This is a genomic window from Leptothoe sp. EHU-05/26/07-4 (assembly GCF_043421015.1).
Taxonomy (GTDB): Bacteria; Cyanobacteriota; Cyanobacteriia; order Phormidesmidales; family Phormidesmidaceae; genus Leptothoe; species Leptothoe turfae.
The window spans coordinates 63,040-81,337 of the sequence record NZ_JAXSQV010000008.1 but is presented as its reverse complement, the minus strand read 5'-3'; the positions used below and the strand labels follow the sequence as shown (position 1 = coordinate 81,337).

Sequence of the window (18,298 nt, the reverse complement as noted above, 5' to 3'; positions counted from 1 at the left end):
AGATTCTCTAAAATTCTCTCAAGGCTTGTTGCCAGTATCGTTCATAGTGGTTTAGAAAACTTAACATCCTTACACTCTTCCTCTGAACTATGTAGGATTACTTAAGATAAGTTATGTAAATCTGGATTCATGTGAATTTATTTTTTCAACGCCCATAGACAAACTCTAGCTAGAGCAAACGTTATCCATCCCCAGGATTCAACGTCCGAACAGGCTCTAAATATACTGCTTCCTCAGCCTACTATCCCCTTACCTATGATCTAAGAAGGACATTAACCAGAGACTTTATCCGCCATAACGCAACTCTGAGATGCCCCTAGGCTAACTCAACAGCTCAACCCCATCGACTCGAGCCCCCTTCAACCTTCTTCTTGAGCCAATGAGCAATCCCGCCCCCCTTATGCTGTCACAGGCAATTGATTCTGAGCCCCTGATTGTCGAACCATCTACGTCGCTTGCCGAGGTCATCCGCTTGATGAATCAGGCTTGGGTTAACCATTGCAACTTTGGTGAACCGGCAACGGAGACGCAGCCTCCTGCGGCTAAGGCCAAACAGTCGAGTTGTGTCCTAATCATGACGGATGGGCAATTATTAGGTATCTTTACCGAGCGAGATGTGGTCACTCTAATCGCCAATGGGAGGATACAGGACGATCTAACCATTGCCGACGTCATGACCCAGTCGGTAATCTCGCTCAAAATAACAGGCAATCAAGACATTTTTGTCGCCCTGAATCTGATTCGTGAGCATCGGATTCGTCATCTACCGATTTTCGATGAACAAGACCAACTCCTGGGTATTGTCACGCTTCGTAGTATTCGTGAAATCTTAGAACCCAGTGATTTGCTGAGAATCCGGTCGGTGAAGGAGGTGATGAGCACACAAGTCATTCATGCACCACCCAACAGCTCTGTGATGGAGCTAGCTCAGCTGATGGCCGAGCATCAGACCAGCTGCATTGTGATTACAGAAGCATGCCAGGCCTCGGATAAGGATAAAGAGTCTTTGCAGCTCTTTCCGATGGGCATTCTTACAGAGCGAGATATTGTCCAGTTTCGGATGATGGAATTTAACCTAGAACAACTAGAGGTGCAAGCAGTCATGAGCACCCCGTTATTTCTGGTGGACCCAGACGATTCGCTCTGGGCTGTGCATCAACAGATGCAGGCGCACTTGGTCCGACGCTTGGTAGTAGCCAGCCACCAGGGAGAGCTGCAGGGGGTTATCACTCAAACCGATATTCTGAGGATACTCGATCCATTGGAGATGTACGGTATTTTAGAACTGCTACAACATAAACTGACGGAGTTAGAAACAGAAAATCTCCGACTGCTGCAGAACTGTACTATCCAGTTAGAACAGGAACTTGACACCAAGGAACATGAGCGCCAACAGGCCGAACAAACAATCCGGGCGCAAGCAGCTTTGCTGGATGTGACCACTGATGCGATTATGGTGCGTGGTCCTGAGCAACAAATTCTCTTTTGGAATCGCGGCGCTGAACGCTTATATGGGTGGGCCGTAGACGAGGCCCTAGGACAAACCATTAATCAGCTAATCTATCGTGAATCACTGCCTGAATTTGAAGACATCCAAACAACACTCGATCAGACAGGGCAGTGGCAAGGAGAACTCCAGCAGGTGACCAAAACTGGTCAAAAAATCACAGTCGCAAGCCGCTGGACCCTCATGCAAGAGGATACGGGATATCCCCAGTCAATCTTGGTTGTCAATACAGACATCACCGACAAAAAACAGCTAGAGCGTCAGTTCTTACGTGCCCAACGTCTAGAAAGCATTGGCACCCTGGCAGGTGGTATTGCCCATGACTTAAACAACATCCTGACGCCAATTTTAGGAGTTGCCAAGCTATTACCGATGCTGATTCGCCCAGATAATACCCAGGCACTGCGGCTGATTGAGGTGCTGCAATCGAGTACCCAGCGAGGGGTTGATATGGTTAACCAGGTGCTCTCGTTCTCACGGGGTCTAGAAGGAGAACGCGGTGCACTACAGATCAAGCATCTCATTCGAGAGGTGCTACAAATAGCCCAGCAAACGTTTCCTAAATCGATTAGCATTAATAGCCGACTTGAATCGGACCTCTGGACCATTTATGGAGATGCGACCCAACTTCATCAGGTATTGATGAACCTCTGTGTCAACGCTCGGGATGCTATGCCCAATGGAGGAAAGTTGACCGTAGTGGCCCAAAATTTTCACGCCGATGACAACTATGCTCGGGTGAACTTAGAGGCCAATGTGGGCTCTTACTTAATCATTAGCGTAGAGGATACCGGTGAAGGTATTTCACCAGACATTATCGATCAGATTTTTGATCCTTTTTTTACAACAAAAGAATTGGGTCAAGGTACCGGATTGGGACTCTCTACCGCTATCAGCATTGTTAAAAGCCACGGTGGATTTTTAAAGATTTACAGTGAAGTTGACCGAGGGAGTCGATTTCAGATTTATCTGCCAGCGTCTGAGGCCTCTGAGACGTTACCCACTGTCGAAGAGAACTTACCTCAGGGACAAGGGGAGTTAATCTTGGTGGTAGATGATGAAGCTCCTATCCGTGAGGTGACTAAACGATGGTTAGAAACCTATCACTACGAAGTCTTAACAGCCTATGATGGGATTGATGCGATCGCCACCTTTGCTGAACACCAACAAGATATTGCAGTGGTCTTAATGGATATGATGATGCCCCAGATGAATGGCCCCACTGCTATCAAAACCTTACAAAAAATGAATCCTCAGGTAAAGATTATTGCCACTAGTGGCTTGCCTTCGGATAGTAATCTAGCCACCACCCTTAGTATTGATGTCGAGTCGTTTTTACTCAAGCCCTATGCTACAGAGTCTTTGCTCAACACTTTACACAAGGTACTTCGTACTCCCGAATGAGTAACTAGCTACCTTCCGGATAAAATGAGAATATCTTTGAGTCATGTTGTTTCAATCCAAGGTTTTGTGATTACAGCCAAAGGCAGATCTAATATCCGCTCGCTGCGATTGCTTGCTTTAATGGAAATGCCTGCACTTCTGTTTTAATCGGTACCTGCGGGACAAGCGCTAAAAAATCTTCCCCGTCTTGTCGAGTTAGATTAGCTGCCGAACGTATAGCCCGCTCTCCCCATAAATCTCATGCCTCTGACACATATTGCCTGAGATTATAAGTAGAAAGGAGAAATATCCGTTTCTTTCCTAAAAACAAACTGTTCAGCAATTTCTTCATAGAGCTGAGGTTCTAGCCTCATTAGACTATAGATATTCTTATATTGACGAATATTTTCCATGCGAGTAATTTTCCAAATCTTGTTATTCTGAGATAACTCAATATTCAACAGAATAGGCCTCATATTGACACTATCTACGGTCCAGTTGCCAAGGATAGTTGCAGTAATCTGGTCTTCCAATGAAGATGCACTCAGAACTGTAAAGGTAGGATCTTTAGAGTTTTCTAGCTCCAGAAATATCTCCCATTCTGGACTACTTCTAACAGACTCAGAAAAATAGCTAAATATCACTTCGTCATCCAATTCTGATAGATGAAATGAGTTCTGTGTAGTGACTCTAGTCAATAGTTCCGAAAAGCTTGGACGGTCTACTTCTGTAACCATATGGTCAAGTATCTCCAATAGCTCGGGAAGGGAATAAAAATTCTCTGCTTCCCAATCGTTGGCAATTCGAGAAAAATCAGATTCATCTAAAAGCGGAATGGGAGCACCGAGTCCAGTTCGATCTGATTGCTCTGAAGTCAGTTCAAGATGAGGCTCACCTTCTCTGATCCGGACGAGATAGCTATGCTCATATTGTGTCTTTCCTGCTTGGCTAAACAACCAAGCCTCTTCAGGTACAGGCTGATAGGTTGTTGAAAAGCTAACAACTACCTTTACCAAGCCATTATTAACTATACCCGACTCTGAAAGCTGCTGTACACTCTCAATGAGAATCTCCTGTGGTGATTGTGGCAATTCTGATGGAGATCTTGTCAGTTCAATGTGCTGTGTCTGAAGATACTGTTTCACTGCTGCGACAGCCGCATCTTCTAAATCGGTCTGAACCTGGTCAGGTTCAGGGAATCGATAGATTCGATATACTTTCTCAGACTGATCCCAGTTGGCATAATCAACGTCAAACATCCTAGATATGGCACTCCCCGGCAGCCAGTTATATCCAGGCACCCAAACCTGATCATCAATCATTTGGGGGGATTCACGAATACGAAGTAGATATCCATTTCGTATCACATTTAGATCCCCCACTCTAAACGTTATGACCATCTCATCTTGTTGCTCAACAGTAATAGTTTGAGTCGCTTTATCCCAAATATATGTTCCTCCCAATGCCTCTACAATAGGCATAATTGGGACATATCCTGCAAATCCATCTGGCTGAGCAGAAATAGTTGCAACCTCTTCACCATTAACAATTATTTGGTGAGGCTCAGTTGTTTTCTCGCTCGTCAAAGGATGCCTATCAACACCTAATTGAGACTGGCCCATAAACTTAGTGCATCCAGATACCATCGGCCCCGTTGTGGCTATCATCAATGCCAGGCAAGTCATACCTTTGTGAGGCTTCATGAAATAAGCTCCCCTTCAACACCTATCTCCATCATATTAGACGTCAATTATTGTGATGGGTAATTGTCGTCTAATCCAACCTCTATAGTACTTCCGGTAATGGTTCCGTGCAGTAGGATAGCTAAAGAGACTGCTATGTATACTGTTGGGGGATAATATCTGCTAGCAGACTCCCCTCACCTATGATGTTATGGATCTATTTTCCCATCCGTATCCTGGTGGCGCGGAACGGCTATAACAGATTGGGACTGTTAACAATAGTGCCTTCACCCCATCAATACTTGAATAAAAAGATGAGGATTATGTGTAGACGTCAAAAACCTGTCAGGATATCGGTGACATTGAGAGCAAATCCTATGCATACCGGGTTTTCAGCAAGTCTCAGTTGAAAGTTGTTATCTGCCAGCCTTACATAATCAGGGCTTTAGGAATACATAATTCGTAACAAATAATAGAATGTCCTTGGGTTTTACCTTATCTGAGATCTTGTACCTGGCAAGGAAGCATTAACCCGCCTTGGACTCAAAGTCGCAAGGCTAACTGGCTCAAAACCGCTCAAGCGGTTAAAAAATCCCTAAAAGCTCTCTATTTAGAGCTGCCCAGCCAATCTTGTCCCTTGAGTGGACAGCCCTCAATTAGCGTTGGGTTCAAAACCCAACGTGGGTTTGAGCTTCACAACCGACCTTAGTGCAAGATCTGAGTTATCCCAGTCCGGTTTGCGTGAGTGATAAACCTGAGCATGCCATCGGTTAGGTATCAGTTGGTTCCGTCATCACTTCCTCGTTACACTGATATCGTAGTCGTTTTCTTGCCCTTTATCCCATTGCGATGTCGTCTCTCCTACGCCCTCATCACTTTTAGCAGTGTCCTGCTGCTTGCCTCTCCAGCGGTTGCTCAATTGCCACCTATCGTCCAGCAATCTAACCACCCTACCGAAGCCGTTTTTGGTTGGCGTCCTAATGCTGAGTACCCCTGCGGCAGGCTGATGTGCAGTAATGTCTACCTCTATGGTTCAACGGGGATTAGTTTTAGCGTTGCAGGCCCAACTCAAGTAGCCGCTCCAGATGCTCAAACCCTGGATGTCGAGACCCGTTCTAAGCTTGTGCAGCGAAGCTTTCGGGAAGTGTTGCGCACAATGCAGCAACAGGAGGAGGTTCAGAAAACCTTGGTAACGGTTAATAGTTACTGGATTGACTTGTTTCGAGCACGAACTGAGCTGCACCCGAGCACCCCCAGGGTTGAGGTGGGGTTCGAAAATGATCAGACGGTCGTGTTTTTGCCTGCCCAGCCAGAGTATAAGCTCCAGCAGCAATCCTTAGTTACTGTTAATGAGTTTGATGCGTTACATAATGGTCAAGACAAAGAACTTCTAGCCGCAGACTGGCAAGAGAAAATTCGCAACGGCCTTAGCCATCGGCTATGGGAACAATCATTTGATCAGCAGTACCCATGGGCAAGGCCGCTGATCATGCTCACAGTCCTTACCTTGGCTGCTCTCCTTATCGCTAGCTTTGAGCATGTGCGTCGCTGGTTGCGTCGTCGCAAGCGTACCCTGCGCAAACGCCTCAAAGCGTCAGAAAAAGAACTCCAACAGTCAATTACGGTGGCCCCTGAGTCTAGCAACCCAGGGACCACTCAGCCCCCCGCCGACCCATCGGCCCAGCAGTCGCTCCAACTTCGCTTTGATCGGGCCTTCAATCCGCTGATTGCAGTAACCGAGGCGGGTCAGTCGATGAATCAATTGTGGATCAACTTTTCTACGGGATTTCTCAAAGAACAAACTCTACTTAAGCAACGGCTTAATCTGATAAAGTTTGTTGTGCGTTTGGTCTTTTGGTTAGAGGTGTGTACCGGCTTTGGAGCAGGTGGTGTAATTGCACGGCTATATCCGATGACCCGACCCTATGCCCCCTATCTCTTCAGCCAGGCAATTTGGGTACCTATTATCTGGCTAGTGATGGGCCTGCTCGACACGGTGGTTGACATTGAGATCGACTATCACCTCAATCAGTGGGGTAAAGTGACCCAGCTCGATGATCCCAATTCCAGCCGGGTTGCGTTGCGCGTTAGCACCTATTCTCCTGCTCTCAAAAGTGCCACGACTATTTTTTTTATAGCCCTTGGCATTTACCTCACTATCCAGGCTCTGGGGATTAATCCCACGGTACTCGCTAGTGTTGGTGCGATCGCAGTTGTAGCAGCCGTTGTTTCGCGAGATGTCCTGCAAGATATGCTCAATGGTGCGGTAATTCTATGGACCGACCGATTTGTCTTGGGAGATGTGATTACAATTGGCGAATATTCTGGTCTGGTCGAGCACATGAGTTTATTTACGACCCAACTTCGCGATCCTGAAGGCCGATTGATTACTATTCCAAACGGTCAAATCTCTACTATTGCAAACCTTACTAAAGACTGGTCGCGGATTGACTTCACCATCGAGATTGCCTATGACGCTGATATCAAGCAAGCCCTTGAGCTCATTCGCACGGTTGCTGACACCCTGTTTGCCGATCCCCGATGGCAAGACAAAATTCTAGAACCCGCTTCTGTTCTTGGTGTTGATCACATCTCCCATGCTGGTATCTTGATCCGAGTATGGATCAAAACCCAAGCGATGCAACAATGGCCCGTTGGACGAGAGTTTCGCCTGCGCCTTAAACAAGCCTTTGACAAGGCCAATATTCAGATTGGTCTGCCGCAGCACAAGATTGTGTTGGGCCATGGCATAGATCCTGGTCAAGCCACCAGATAGACCCATGGCAATGACACAAAACAGAACAGAGAACCGCTTTGGTCTAACTATATTTATAATTCCCTATTTATAATTCCCTAACAGCGCCATAATCCAGAATATGTCCGAATTATGGCGTTTTATACTGAATGCCGCCAAATCCCTTACACCTTTCAAGTCATTGAAGACGATGGGGTGAATGCTTTTGCCACATTGGGAGGATTTGTATATCTCAATACAGGTTTGCTACAAACGGCAGATAATGAGGCACAGCTAGCCAGTGTGATCGCCTACAAAATTGCCCACGTAGACCGTCGTCATGCGGTTCAACAACTGCAGCAGGCAGCGATCGCCCAGGGCATTTTGACGGCAGGGGGGGTAGATCAAAGTGCGGAGATCGCACTCGGTGTGGAGTTAGCCCTACATCGCCCTAACAGCATTTTGTAGGCTAACGTTCGCAATACGACTCCCATCGAGAACTATCAGCTTTCCCAGTTACAGGGAACTTCACCTCTTGCATAACAACTCTTTAGATGCGTTAAGAAATCAGAGGTGATTCCGATTTTGTCTGCACGATATAATAACTCAAGATCATCAGCGATATACGAACAAATCTCATGGTGATTGGTGATTTTTGACAATTTCACGAAAATATCTTCTAAATCAAAAGGTTCTTCTACTTCTGGGACGGCTCCATTCTGTGTACACCAGGCATTGTCAAAGGCACCCGAATCCCGCTTATCCAAAATTTCATCAAGCTCTGAGGAACTTAAATGCACTAAATTTTCGATGAGTTTGTCCATAGAATGGATACACATTGATTTCCTATGTTTTACCAATCAAAAAGACTGCTATAGTTGCCGTTACCAACACTGCCCAAATACCTTTATGCCAATCCCATAATCGCCGTCCATTAAAACTGAAAAATGGAAAAAATGGCATAACAATATCGAACAGGATCAACGGTTTACCTACTAAAAACAGTATCTTTAGCCAGGTGGTAGAGAGTAAACCTAACTGAGATATCGTCCAAGCACCCCATAGGATGAGCAACACCGGAAGAGTGCCAGCTAATGCCATTCGACCCAACTTGGGCAGCAAGTCTCGATAGCGCCACTGGGTTGTTGTGGGATAAACGCTGCCGGGTATGGGGTACATTGCCCCCGCAAAGACTAGAGCGATGGCTGCACTGAGCATAAATCCGGATTCCCAGGCACGAAACCGGACTGCCAACCCTTGCTGCCGTGCCATCAGCACCATGCCCAAATATCGTACACCAAACAACAGCATCACTATCGGTGGTAGTTGCCACCACATCCATGGATCAACTGCTATGGAATCGCCCAGTCGCCACCACATCAATAGCCCAATCAGAGAGTTGGCTATAATCGTGCCCCACCACTGCAATGTGGGACTATCTGATGACTGCGGGGCAGGACGTGCCCATATGAAATGACCTAGATCAAAATAATGAGAGAGCTTTGCCCATACAGCAAATGTTGCTAGACCATAGCGTCGAAACTGCATTCCAGGGGACAGGATCTTAAATCCACGGGTAGAAAATAGTTTACTGGAGCTAGTATTAAAACCCTCAACGGTAACCAGAATCTCATCACATCTCTGTTGCTCAAAGAAATCAAATCCAGCCTCAACCAAACGCTGCCCCAAGCCCTGACCACGCACCTCTGGTGCTGTAAATAGCCATGAAATCGAGCCTGCTTTACGATGGTGGGGGAGGGCAAACAGTTTGAGGACAATCGCTCCCAATAGTTGACCATCTCCCTCGGCAACTAGGACGTTAGGTGTCCATGAAAAAGCCAGTTGATCGGACACTGAAAAAGCTCGACACATAAGAGCATGTACACTGCGTCGCTCGTTATCTTCTATGGGACGAATAACAACATCGAATACTTGAGCCACAGTGTGCTTCTCCTGATCGGGGTGGTTAACGATGTCCCATCAATTGTACGCGCATCTGAATAAATTGAGCTGCCTTAGACTTGATCAAGCGTTAGGGGGCTAGGTTGTTTGCCATCAATATCAGTAATCCCATAATCCATAGCTAATTGGGCGGCAACTAAAACCTTGCCTGACTTTGCCATGATAGTTGGGGCTAATGCCAAGGCAGCAATCACTCTTCCTAAAAACTGGGGAGACTCAGAATTACTTAAATCCAGGTATTCTGCTGCTCGCATGACTCTTTCCGTTCGAACCAATCCCGGATAAAGAGAAACCACGGCTACTTGATAGGGCTGAAAATCATGGGCCGTGTCTGCCGTTAACCGGTCGGTGGCTGCTTTGGATACACCGTAGCAGACAGGGTTTCCTTATTTTGATGGTTGGTTACGATAGATTCAACGCCACATCTTCAGTTCACATTCCCCTTTTTTAAGTTTGAGGACAAACCATAAGGAACTTGTGAAGCTCTCTAAAGCGGATCCCCCCACAAGTTCCTCAACTTTTTTGCTGAAACTTGGAAGTAAGCAATGGGATGTATCTTCGCCGCCAATGATGACGGCTCATAATTCTGTTGTGTGCAACGGTGACCGAAGATGAACAGACACTCTTTGTAGTATGTGGGAGGTTTCCTATGTTGAATCAAAAAATTGTTCTTCTAGATGGCTCAGGCGTAGGTGATGAATCCCTATCCCTGATATTAGACCTTCTGTTGAATGAGCTGCACCGTAGTGGCGCAACGGTGCAGACTTTTCCATTGAGAGACATCAAAATGGGCACCTGTATCGGCTGCTTTGGCTGCTGGGTAAAAACGCCGGGCATCTGTCTGGAGCCTGATGCAGGGCGTGATATTACTCAGGCAGTCGTCCAGAGTGATCTGACCATCCTCTTTACTCCTGTTACATTTGGGGGATATTCATCGGAAATCAAAAAAAGTCAAGATCGCCGGATACCGCTAGTTCTTCCTGATTTTGGCATTTATCATGGTGAATTTCATCACCACCCCCGGTATTCAAAAAATCCGCGACTGGTCGGCATTGGCGTCCAGCATCAGTCGAATGACGCGGAAGCCAACCTGTTTAAGCTGCTGGTTGGGCGCAACGCCCTCAACTCTCATGCTCCCACCTATGCTGCCGACGTTGTCTTAAGTACGGATGCTCCAGAAGATGTGCGCCAGCAACTTCAATCCGTGCTGGTTAGAAATGATAATCTTCCGTCAAGTAAGGTGGTTGCCTCGCTAATGCCAGCAGTGACAGCTGGCGTTGACACTCCAACCCTGGGTGGCCCAGGTCGGGCTTTGCTGATCATCGGTAGCCCCAAGGTTAAATCCCCCAGCACCTCCGGCGTCTTGGGCGGATATGTGTTGGCGCAACTCAATCAGCGGGGGTGGGAAACCGAGTCATTAACACTTAGGAAAAACCTTTTACAGGGCGAGGGGCAAGCGGAATTTTTGGCGGCTGTGGACCGAGCTGAGCTGATACTGTTGGCGTTTCCACTGTATGTCGATTCACTCCCATTCCTGGTGATGAAGTCACTTGAGGTGATGGCTAAGCATCTCTCCACCGACCCACCGGAAAGTCCGAAACGGCTTTTTGCGATCGCTAACAATGGATTTCCCGAAGCCCATCACAATGCGCTAGCGTTAGCCATCTGTCAACGCTTTGCCATTGATACGGGGCTGATTTGGTTAGGAGGGCTGGCTCTGGGAGCCGGAGAAGCTTTGTTTGGAGGTCAACCTATCGAGGGAACTGAGCGCGAGGGGCCACCAGTAGAGCATGTTATCCAGGCCCTGGATATCACCAGTGCAGCCCTGGCGGATGGGCAACGGGTCCCACCTGAAGCCGCCAAGCTGATGACAAAAACACCGATTCCCTTTATGCCCTTCAGCCTGTGGCGATGGCTGTTTATCCAATTGGCCCAACGGCACTGGCGGCAAAGTGCGGCTGAAAATCAAGTTGGCGAGAAAGAACTGTTCGCCCAACCTTATGCAAGAGTAAGGCCATGACTACTGGTGATTTTTGATGTGATGGCATTTGATGTGATGGCGTCACTCCGTTGTTCAGTTTAGGCTTGATCAAGTGTTAGCGGTCTAGGTTGTTTTCCATCGATATCAGTAATCCCATAATCCATGGCTAATTGGGCGGCAACTAAAACCTTACCTGACTTTTCCATGATAGTTGGGTCTGATGTCAAGGCCGCAACCACTCTTCCTAAAAACTGGGGAGACTCAGAATTACTTAAATCCAGGTATTCCGCCGCTCGCATGACTCTTTCCGTTCGAACCAGCCCCGGATAAAGAGAGACCACTGCCACTTGATAAGGCTGCAAATCATGTGAGGTGTCTGCCGTTAACCGATCGGTGGCCGCTTTGGATACCCCGTAGCAGACGTTGCCACTATACTTTTGTCCTGCCCAATGCGAAATATTGACGATGAGTCCTGACTGTTGAGTGACCATTATTTTCGCTGCCAGACGACTGGCGATCCAATGGGCTCGAACCCCGGCAGCAAACATGGAATCCCACTGTGATGAGAGTTGCTCCCAGAAGGGATACTCCCAGACATATTCCCCCTTCTCGTTGAACAGGGTTTCATACCCACCCCACACGTTATTGACAAGGATATCAAGGCGGTTTTGATCCTGTTCAATTTGCTCAAAAACTTTCTTGACTTCACTGTCGTTTGTATGATCGCAGCGAACAGCTATGCAGATGCCGCCTTGCTGTCTGATCTCTTCTTCTGTTTGCTGAAGTCCGCCAGGAAGCCCATTCTTACTATCTCCCTGATTCATTGTTCTTCCTGTGACATAAACGGTAGCTCCTGCTTCCGCTAGGCCAATGGCAATTCCTTTGCCGTTGCCACGGCTTGCCCCCGTCACCAGAGCAATTTTTCCTAATAGTTTGTTCGTTCTCATTGCCATTCTCTGTCCCATAAATCAGACTACGTCTTCAGTTTGCCCGACCCAATTTTTAAGTGTGAACGCAAAATATGAGCAACTTGTGAGGTTATGAGGTGAACCTATCGTCTAACTGAGCTGATGTTTGGCAGCTCTGGCGTGCCAAACTCTTCTCGTCGCAGGATAGAAATATGCTCACCAGTAGAGGTTTCTGTTGAGTCAATCATGTAACCGGTTGGAGTGTTAAATTGAAACCACAATTGCTCACTCAACAATTCAGCCAGTAATTCTCATCAATCATGACACCACAAGGCAAGGTTAACAAACGGAGTTACTATTTAGATATTGCTCGGGGTTTTGCTGTATTTGGCATGTTTACCCAGCATTGCATGATTGTCCATGAAGTGTCTGGCGGCGAAGGAGACAGCTTATTAGCGAATCTTTTTGTCCTCTTAGGGACGGCTCCCGCTGCTCCAGTATTTATGCTACTGATGGGAGCATTTTTAATAAAATCAAAGGCAAGTACGCGCCAAAATATGTGGCGGGGGATTAAGCTACTGATACTTGGGATTATTTTAAACCTACTGCGATTCACGATCCCTGTGCTCATCGCGATATCGCTATATGGCAGGGATAACCTTAACTTAGCTGAAGGTGAGACTCTTCTAACCCTGCTATTTGCTGTTGATATTTTTCATCTGGCTGGCTTATCTCTAATTTTCTGCACCTTGATCAAAAAAATAACTGATCAAAAAAATACGATACCTTTGCTGATTCTCACTGTACTTTTAGCTTCTCCGTTCTTGTGGGGTAGGTTCAGTAGTAATCCATTTTTTGATCCTTTTTGGGGCGAGGCTAACACTATCTATTTCCCATTTTTTCCATGGATAATTTATCCACTATTGGGCATGTATCTCAGCCGGTATTTGCTCAGTGGTGACAGGCTCAAGAGTAGCCTACGGAAAATGGGCTGGTATGGTTTTGCCCTAAGCGCTTTGGGAGTAGTTATATTTCTTTTAAGTGCTGTTGGAGTTTTAGCATTCGATATTCTTTCCCCTACGGGCGATTACTATCGAAGTGGCGCAAGCATCCATTTGTTAATGATTGGGTTCGTTTTGGTATGGTTTAGCGTTTGCCATTGGCTTGAACAAACGTTGAGTATTGAAAATCGAATCATCAAAGTGTTGATTTATTGGAGTAAGAACGTTACCGCAATATATTTTGTGCAGTGGGTGCTTTTTGGGTGGAGTATGTTGCTCCTTGATACTAACAAGCTCAATGCCGTTGATGCAGCACTCGTTGGCTTAATTGTTCTTTTGCTCACCCATTTTTCCGTAAAGCGGGCGGGTGTGAGAAAATTATTTGCGTGGGTTTAGTTCTCTACTCCAGCAGCAAATAGAACGCTGCGATCGCAAGCAGCACCGTCATATACGAGACTACTTTGTGAATAGCCGCAATCACTGTTGGTGCTGATTTGACTGCACTCAGCACGCTACCCGATGCAATCATGACAACAAATGCCAGAACCGCAAGTGATATAATCAGCCATGCGCTCCCCCCCAATGCTGATGTCTTGTAAATTTTGTAGATGTTTACCCCAAGGAAGACCAGTATTCCAGTTGCAACCAGCTTATGCGCTGTAAAAAGAGCCACACCATATGGCCTACCGAAATGGGTCAAATAGAAGCCGGTTCCAAAAACCAGCAGAAATGCAACTGCTACACCGATCATGCGCAAACCGTTTTCATTCATCGTCTTTTTCACTAGAAAAGAAGCCGCTTTGCGATCATTTTGTGATCATATTCATGGGTTGCTCCTTCTCACATTGTTAAAACATCAGACTGGAATAATCCCCAGAACACCCAATATTGCGACGATAAATCCAACCACTCCTAGCAGGCTAAGATACTTTAGCTCTTCTCTCACATAACGAAAAGCACTAAAAAAAGAAAAGAACGAAAAATAAAATAGAAATGCCGGAATATCTTGAACAAATCCTAGAAATCCCAGAAATCCTAGAAATCCCAAAAAGCCAAGCCAGGACTTCTTTCGATTAAGGTTGTTCCGATTTAAGTTGTTCATATCGTTCAGCTCAAGTTGGCGTTCTTATCCCTTCAGTATGAAAATAAAGCATGAGGAACTTGTGAGGAAATCACTCACTGCTGACTAGCGCCGTATCATGGGCCAGGCGACCGTCTTCCATATGGACAATGCGATCGGCAATGTCGAGAATGCGGGTGTCGTGGGTGACGAGCAAAATTGTGCCGCCTTGTTGTTTGGCTAAACGCTGCATAATGTCGACCACATCACGGCCAGACTTACTATCGAGAGCAGCGGTGGGTTCATCGGCAAGGACAATTTTCGGTTCGCTGACCAGGGCTCGTGCGATCGCAACCCGCTGTTTCTGCCCCCCTGACAAACTATCTGGATAGTAGCTAACCCGATCGCCCATACCAACTGCCTCCAGAATTGCCTGAGCACGATCAATCCGGTCCTCAAGCAACAGATTGTCATGTAGCCGCAGTGACATGCCCACATTCTGCTGTGCCGTCAAACAAGCCAACAAATTATGAGACTGAAAAATAAATCCAATCTGATTACGCACCTGCACCAGCTGCTGTTTACTCGCCCCAAGCAACTCTTGCCCCAGGATATTAACACTGCCTTCCTGCACAGACCGTAGCCCCGCAATCAAGGTCAGCAGCGTGGTTTTGCCACTGCCAGACGGACCAGTTAACAGGACAATCTCCCCTGCACAGATATCTAAATCTACATCAAACAAAACCGGCTTGCGTAATTCGCCCTTGCCAAAGGCATGGTTGAGATGACGAACGGTAACAACAGGTTGAGAAAACATGGCTTGAAAGTGAGTTTTGAATTTTGAGTTTTAGACTCGGAGCTTCAAACGGTAAGTAGTGGGTAATGGACTGGAACTAAGAACTAAGAACTAAGAACTAAGAACTAAAAGACATCTGCCGGATCCGCAGACTGCAGTTTTCGCATGGCAATGGCTGCTGAAATCATGCACATTGCCACCGTGGCCGTAAACACTTGCAATGTCACCCCCAATCGCATGCCAAGGGGAATCTTCGTTAAATAAGCCAGCAGCTGATACATCCCTAACGAAACCCCATAACCAGGCAAAAAACCTAATATCGCTAGAATCGCCGCTTCTTGAAAGACTACCATCAACAGTCTTCGATCAGAGTAACCCATGGCTTTAAGGGTGGCATATTCTGGCAAATGGTCGTTAACGTCGGAGTACAACACCTGATTAACAATCACAATGCCAACCACCAGGCCCATAACCGCTCCAAAATTGAAGATAACCCCTGAGGGTTGACTCGCCCAGAAGCCGACCTCAATTTGAATAAATTCTTCAGGGGTAAGTACTTTAACCTCCTTTGGTAAACGGGTATCAAGGGCTTGTCGAACAGTTTCAAGATCGGCATCAGGTTCCAGAATTAATGCCCCTACATTGACCGTTTCCAAACTATCTGGGCCAGTAAAGCGTAAATAGTTGGAATCGCTGGTAATTAAATGCCCCTCAGTAAAAATGCTACTCCCCAGGGTAAACAATCCTTCCACCTTAATGCGATGCCCTGAGAGTTCGGTGGTTACCGATTTGCCTTGATCCAGGGTCTCCGCAACAGGGCCAACTTTGGGCTGAGTTTTTCGATCAAGCAAGATTACATTGGGCAGTTTAATCTTGTCGAGCTGCTGATCAACTTCGGGTAAATCCAAGACAGGATGGGCAGGATCAAATGCGAGCACCATCACATCAGTGCTTTCGCCATCCCAGGGATTTATCCACGCACCCCCACCAAAATAGAACGGCTTAGCAGAGGCCACCCCTTCAACGGCATTGGCCTGATATAGGTGACGTCGAGAGAATGTTTGCCCGAAGTACAAGGCCTCTGTACGCTGGCTCAGCAACACCAGATCGGCCCGCAGATTTTTGTGGACAAAGGTGGAGCCTTCAAACAACATGCTCTGAAAGCCCAGCATGGTGAAAATCAAAATATCGGCAAAGGCCACTCCCGTTAGAGCAACCAATAAGCGTACTTTTTGATGGCTCAGCTGCGCCCAGCCTAGGGGCGGCTCCTGACGTAAATGCTTGAACAATATCTGGAAAGCAGGAGACTTCATCAGCCCACCTCTCAGCGTTCTACATTGATTGTGATGCGTACCTGCAGATTGGTGAGACCTGCCACCTTATCGTTATCTTCCGGATCAATCCGCACCTTCACTTCAACCACCCGTGCATCTTTATCCGCCGCCGGGTCGGCATCGATCACATCTTGTTTTTTGATTTGCATGCCCACATGGTCAATGGTGCCTCGGATCTCACCCTCAAAACCACCATGTTCGCTAATCACGGCAGCCCGCTGTCCTGGCTGTACCAGACCCACATCGGTTTCATATACTTCTGCGATCGCATACATCTGAGCAGTGCGCCCCAGTTCCACAATGCCCTGGCTGGTATTGACCTGCTCCCCCACGCGGGTGTTGATTTTCAGAATTTGGCCTGCCACCGGTACCCGTACATAGTAGTCTTCCAGTTCGGCTTTGATGCGATGGACCTGTGCGATCGCATGCTCCACTTCTGCCTGGGCTACGTGCAAGTCAACCGGACGAACTTCCTCAAGTTTGGCCAATAAGGCCTGCTCATGCCGAATCCGTTCTTGCAGAGTGGATACCGTATTTTCTAAATGGGCCTCAGCTTCACTTAAGGCTGCTTGAGTCGTTTCGAAAGTCTCCTGTCGTTCATCTAGTGCCATTGTTTCAACAGCCCCTGATTGATGGAGCTGGTGATACCGCTGATAGGTTTGTTTCGCGTGTCTGAGTTCAGCTTCAGCACTGGTAATTTCAGCCTGTCGTTCAATGGTTTCAGTACGGAGCTGGGCTTTGAGCTGATTAATCACGGCTTGTTGGGCGGCGATGTCTGCTATCTTGGCATCCCCAGTCTCAATTTGGGCTTGTCTGGCCTGATAGATGACCACATTCTGTTGTGCCTCTGTTAATTCGGCCTGTTTTTTATCCAGTCCTTGCAAAACGGCAATTACCTTGCCAGCCTCTACCCAATCTCCTTCTTCAACAAAGAGCTGGTTCACACGACTATCCTGAGCATTCGCCACCGAAAGCTTAATCACCTCCCCTTGAGGTTCCAGCCGTCCCAGGGCAGTCACTGCTTTAGCAGGAAGAATTTCGACCTGGGTATCCTGCGCCAATTTCTGCTCTTGTGCCTGAGACAGAACAAAATAGGTACCTGTTGTCCCCACCAGTAGGATGGCTATCGTACCTGTGACCCAATCCTGGGGAAATAGTTTGCGATGAAGAATACGAGCCATTGTGCCAACCCTCTAATGTGGTGTTGACTTTGTTGACGGTTTAGAATCTCCACTTAGATTTTACGTTAGAGTAAATATACTTAAGAGGGAAACCTTACAAGTCTTATCGCTATCAAATTCAATGCTCCCAGGCACCTGGGTTAAAGCTCAAATATCGCAGCACCGAGGAGAATTCCATGGATCGCGAAGAGCTATTAGAACGATACGCGGCTGGAGAACGAGATTTCAGCAAAGTTAATCTGAGTGGAGTAAATTTGGCTGGAGCAAAACTCAGCGGTATTAATTTAATCCGGGCTGATTTGTCCCATACTATCCTGGAAAATGCCAATCTGAGTGGTGCCTTTCTAGTCATGGCCAATCTGAGTGGTGCGAATTTACGCAGGACCACTTTGATTGTTGCCAATTTAAGTGGGGCCAATCTCAAACAGGCCAATTTGCAGCATGCTAACCTCTGTGAAGCAGTGCTCACGGGAACGCTTCAGTCCCAGATTGATCTATCTTCAGCCAGCTTAAAAGGAGCCATACTGGCTGGTGCAAATTTACAGCAAGCAAATTTACAGCAGGCAGATCTACGTGGGGCCAATCTCTATGGGGCTGATTTGCAAAATGCTGATCTCAGTCAGGCCAAGCTGACACGCACCAACTTACGTGAGGCAAATTTACAAGGAGCAATTTTGCCTGAGATCCGGCTACAGGAGATTCCCCTGTTGGAACGATTGAGTAAGCCTCAGCATTGGGAGACACCTTGGTAATTGTTATGAAGACAAAA

At 47.0% G+C, this 18,298-nt stretch carries 14 protein-coding genes and 2 pseudogenes; 6 read left to right on the top strand and 10 right to left on the bottom strand.

Features of this window, described 5'->3' with window-relative positions:
- Positions 1–379 precede the first annotated feature (379 nt).
- On the top strand, positions 380–2,911 hold the full coding sequence (locus tag U2F10_RS33790; protein WP_163669244.1) for a CBS domain-containing protein: 2,532 nt from the start codon (positions 380–382) through the stop codon (positions 2,909–2,911).
- A gap of 266 nt (positions 2,912–3,177) precedes the next feature.
- Here U2F10_RS33790 and U2F10_RS33785 read toward each other — a convergent pair whose 3' ends face one another.
- A complete protein-coding gene (locus U2F10_RS33785) occupies positions 3,178–4,512 on the bottom strand; it encodes a copper amine oxidase N-terminal domain-containing protein (protein ID WP_499874589.1) in 1,335 nt (444 codons plus the stop codon).
- Positions 4,513–5,332: 820 nt separating this feature from the next.
- Between U2F10_RS33785 and U2F10_RS33780 the strand changes: the two genes are divergently transcribed.
- Together U2F10_RS33780 and U2F10_RS33775 are read left to right on the top strand one after the other, a co-directional pair.
- Positions 5,333–7,348, top strand: a complete 2,016-nt coding sequence (locus tag U2F10_RS33780) for a mechanosensitive ion channel family protein (RefSeq protein ID WP_499874587.1) — start codon at positions 5,333–5,335, stop codon at positions 7,346–7,348.
- A 138-nt stretch (positions 7,349–7,486) separates the two neighbouring features.
- A pseudogene (locus U2F10_RS33775) lies at positions 7,487–7,765 on the top strand (M48 family metalloprotease); the annotation flags it as partial.
- Positions 7,766–7,809: 44 nt separating this feature from the next.
- Here the strand turns inward: U2F10_RS33775 and U2F10_RS33770 are convergent.
- The 4 genes and pseudogenes from U2F10_RS33770 to U2F10_RS33755 all read right to left on the bottom strand — a co-directional run.
- Positions 7,810–8,130, bottom strand: a complete 321-nt coding sequence (locus U2F10_RS33770; RefSeq protein WP_499874586.1) for an immunity protein PIM1 family protein — start codon at positions 8,128–8,130, stop codon at positions 7,810–7,812.
- Between the two features lie 22 nt (positions 8,131–8,152).
- Positions 8,153–9,247: a GNAT family N-acetyltransferase gene (locus U2F10_RS33765; protein ID WP_499874584.1), complete on the bottom strand. Its 1,095-nt coding sequence runs from the start codon at positions 9,245–9,247 to the stop codon at positions 8,153–8,155.
- Between the two features lie 74 nt (positions 9,248–9,321).
- On the bottom strand, positions 9,322–9,522 hold the full coding sequence (locus U2F10_RS33760; RefSeq protein ID WP_499874583.1) for a hypothetical protein: 201 nt from the start codon (positions 9,520–9,522) through the stop codon (positions 9,322–9,324).
- Between the two features lie 3 nt (positions 9,523–9,525).
- A pseudogene (locus tag U2F10_RS33755) lies at positions 9,526–9,633 on the bottom strand (SDR family NAD(P)-dependent oxidoreductase); the annotation flags it as partial.
- Between the two features lie 284 nt (positions 9,634–9,917).
- On the opposite strand from U2F10_RS33755, the gene U2F10_RS33750 reads away from it, so the two are divergent.
- Positions 9,918–11,288: an NAD(P)H-dependent oxidoreductase gene (locus U2F10_RS33750; RefSeq protein ID WP_499874581.1), complete on the top strand. Its 1,371-nt coding sequence runs from the start codon at positions 9,918–9,920 to the stop codon at positions 11,286–11,288.
- Between the two features lie 59 nt (positions 11,289–11,347).
- Here the strand turns inward: U2F10_RS33750 and U2F10_RS33745 are convergent, their stop codons facing one another.
- Complete coding sequence (locus U2F10_RS33745) at positions 11,348–12,202, bottom strand: SDR family NAD(P)-dependent oxidoreductase (RefSeq protein ID WP_499874579.1); 855 nt, start codon at positions 12,200–12,202, stop codon at positions 11,348–11,350.
- A 275-nt stretch (positions 12,203–12,477) separates the two neighbouring features.
- On the opposite strand from U2F10_RS33745, the gene U2F10_RS33740 reads away from it, so the two are divergent.
- Positions 12,478–13,554: an acyltransferase family protein gene (locus U2F10_RS33740; protein WP_499874577.1), complete on the top strand. Its 1,077-nt coding sequence runs from the start codon at positions 12,478–12,480 to the stop codon at positions 13,552–13,554.
- A gap of 4 nt (positions 13,555–13,558) precedes the next feature.
- On the opposite strand, the gene U2F10_RS33735 is transcribed toward U2F10_RS33740, so the two are convergent.
- The 4 genes from U2F10_RS33735 to U2F10_RS33720 all read right to left on the bottom strand — a co-directional run bounded on the left by U2F10_RS33735 (position 13,559) and on the right by U2F10_RS33720 (position 17,529).
- A complete protein-coding gene (locus tag U2F10_RS33735; RefSeq protein WP_499874576.1) occupies positions 13,559–13,930 on the bottom strand; it encodes a hypothetical protein in 372 nt (123 codons plus the stop codon).
- A gap of 400 nt (positions 13,931–14,330) precedes the next feature.
- Positions 14,331–15,035: a DevA family ABC transporter ATP-binding protein gene (locus U2F10_RS33730; RefSeq protein WP_163669275.1), complete on the bottom strand. Its 705-nt coding sequence runs from the start codon at positions 15,033–15,035 to the stop codon at positions 14,331–14,333.
- Positions 15,036–15,139: 104 nt separating this feature from the next.
- A complete protein-coding gene (gene devC, locus U2F10_RS33725; RefSeq protein ID WP_163669277.1) occupies positions 15,140–16,327 on the bottom strand; it encodes an ABC transporter permease DevC in 1,188 nt (395 codons plus the stop codon).
- A gap of 11 nt (positions 16,328–16,338) precedes the next feature.
- A complete protein-coding gene (locus U2F10_RS33720; RefSeq protein WP_499874574.1) occupies positions 16,339–17,529 on the bottom strand; it encodes an HlyD family secretion protein in 1,191 nt (396 codons plus the stop codon).
- Between the two features lie 176 nt (positions 17,530–17,705).
- Between U2F10_RS33720 and U2F10_RS33715 the strand changes: the two genes are divergently transcribed.
- Complete coding sequence (locus tag U2F10_RS33715) at positions 17,706–18,281, top strand: pentapeptide repeat-containing protein (protein WP_499869444.1); 576 nt, start codon at positions 17,706–17,708, stop codon at positions 18,279–18,281.
- Positions 18,282–18,298 lie beyond the last annotated feature (17 nt).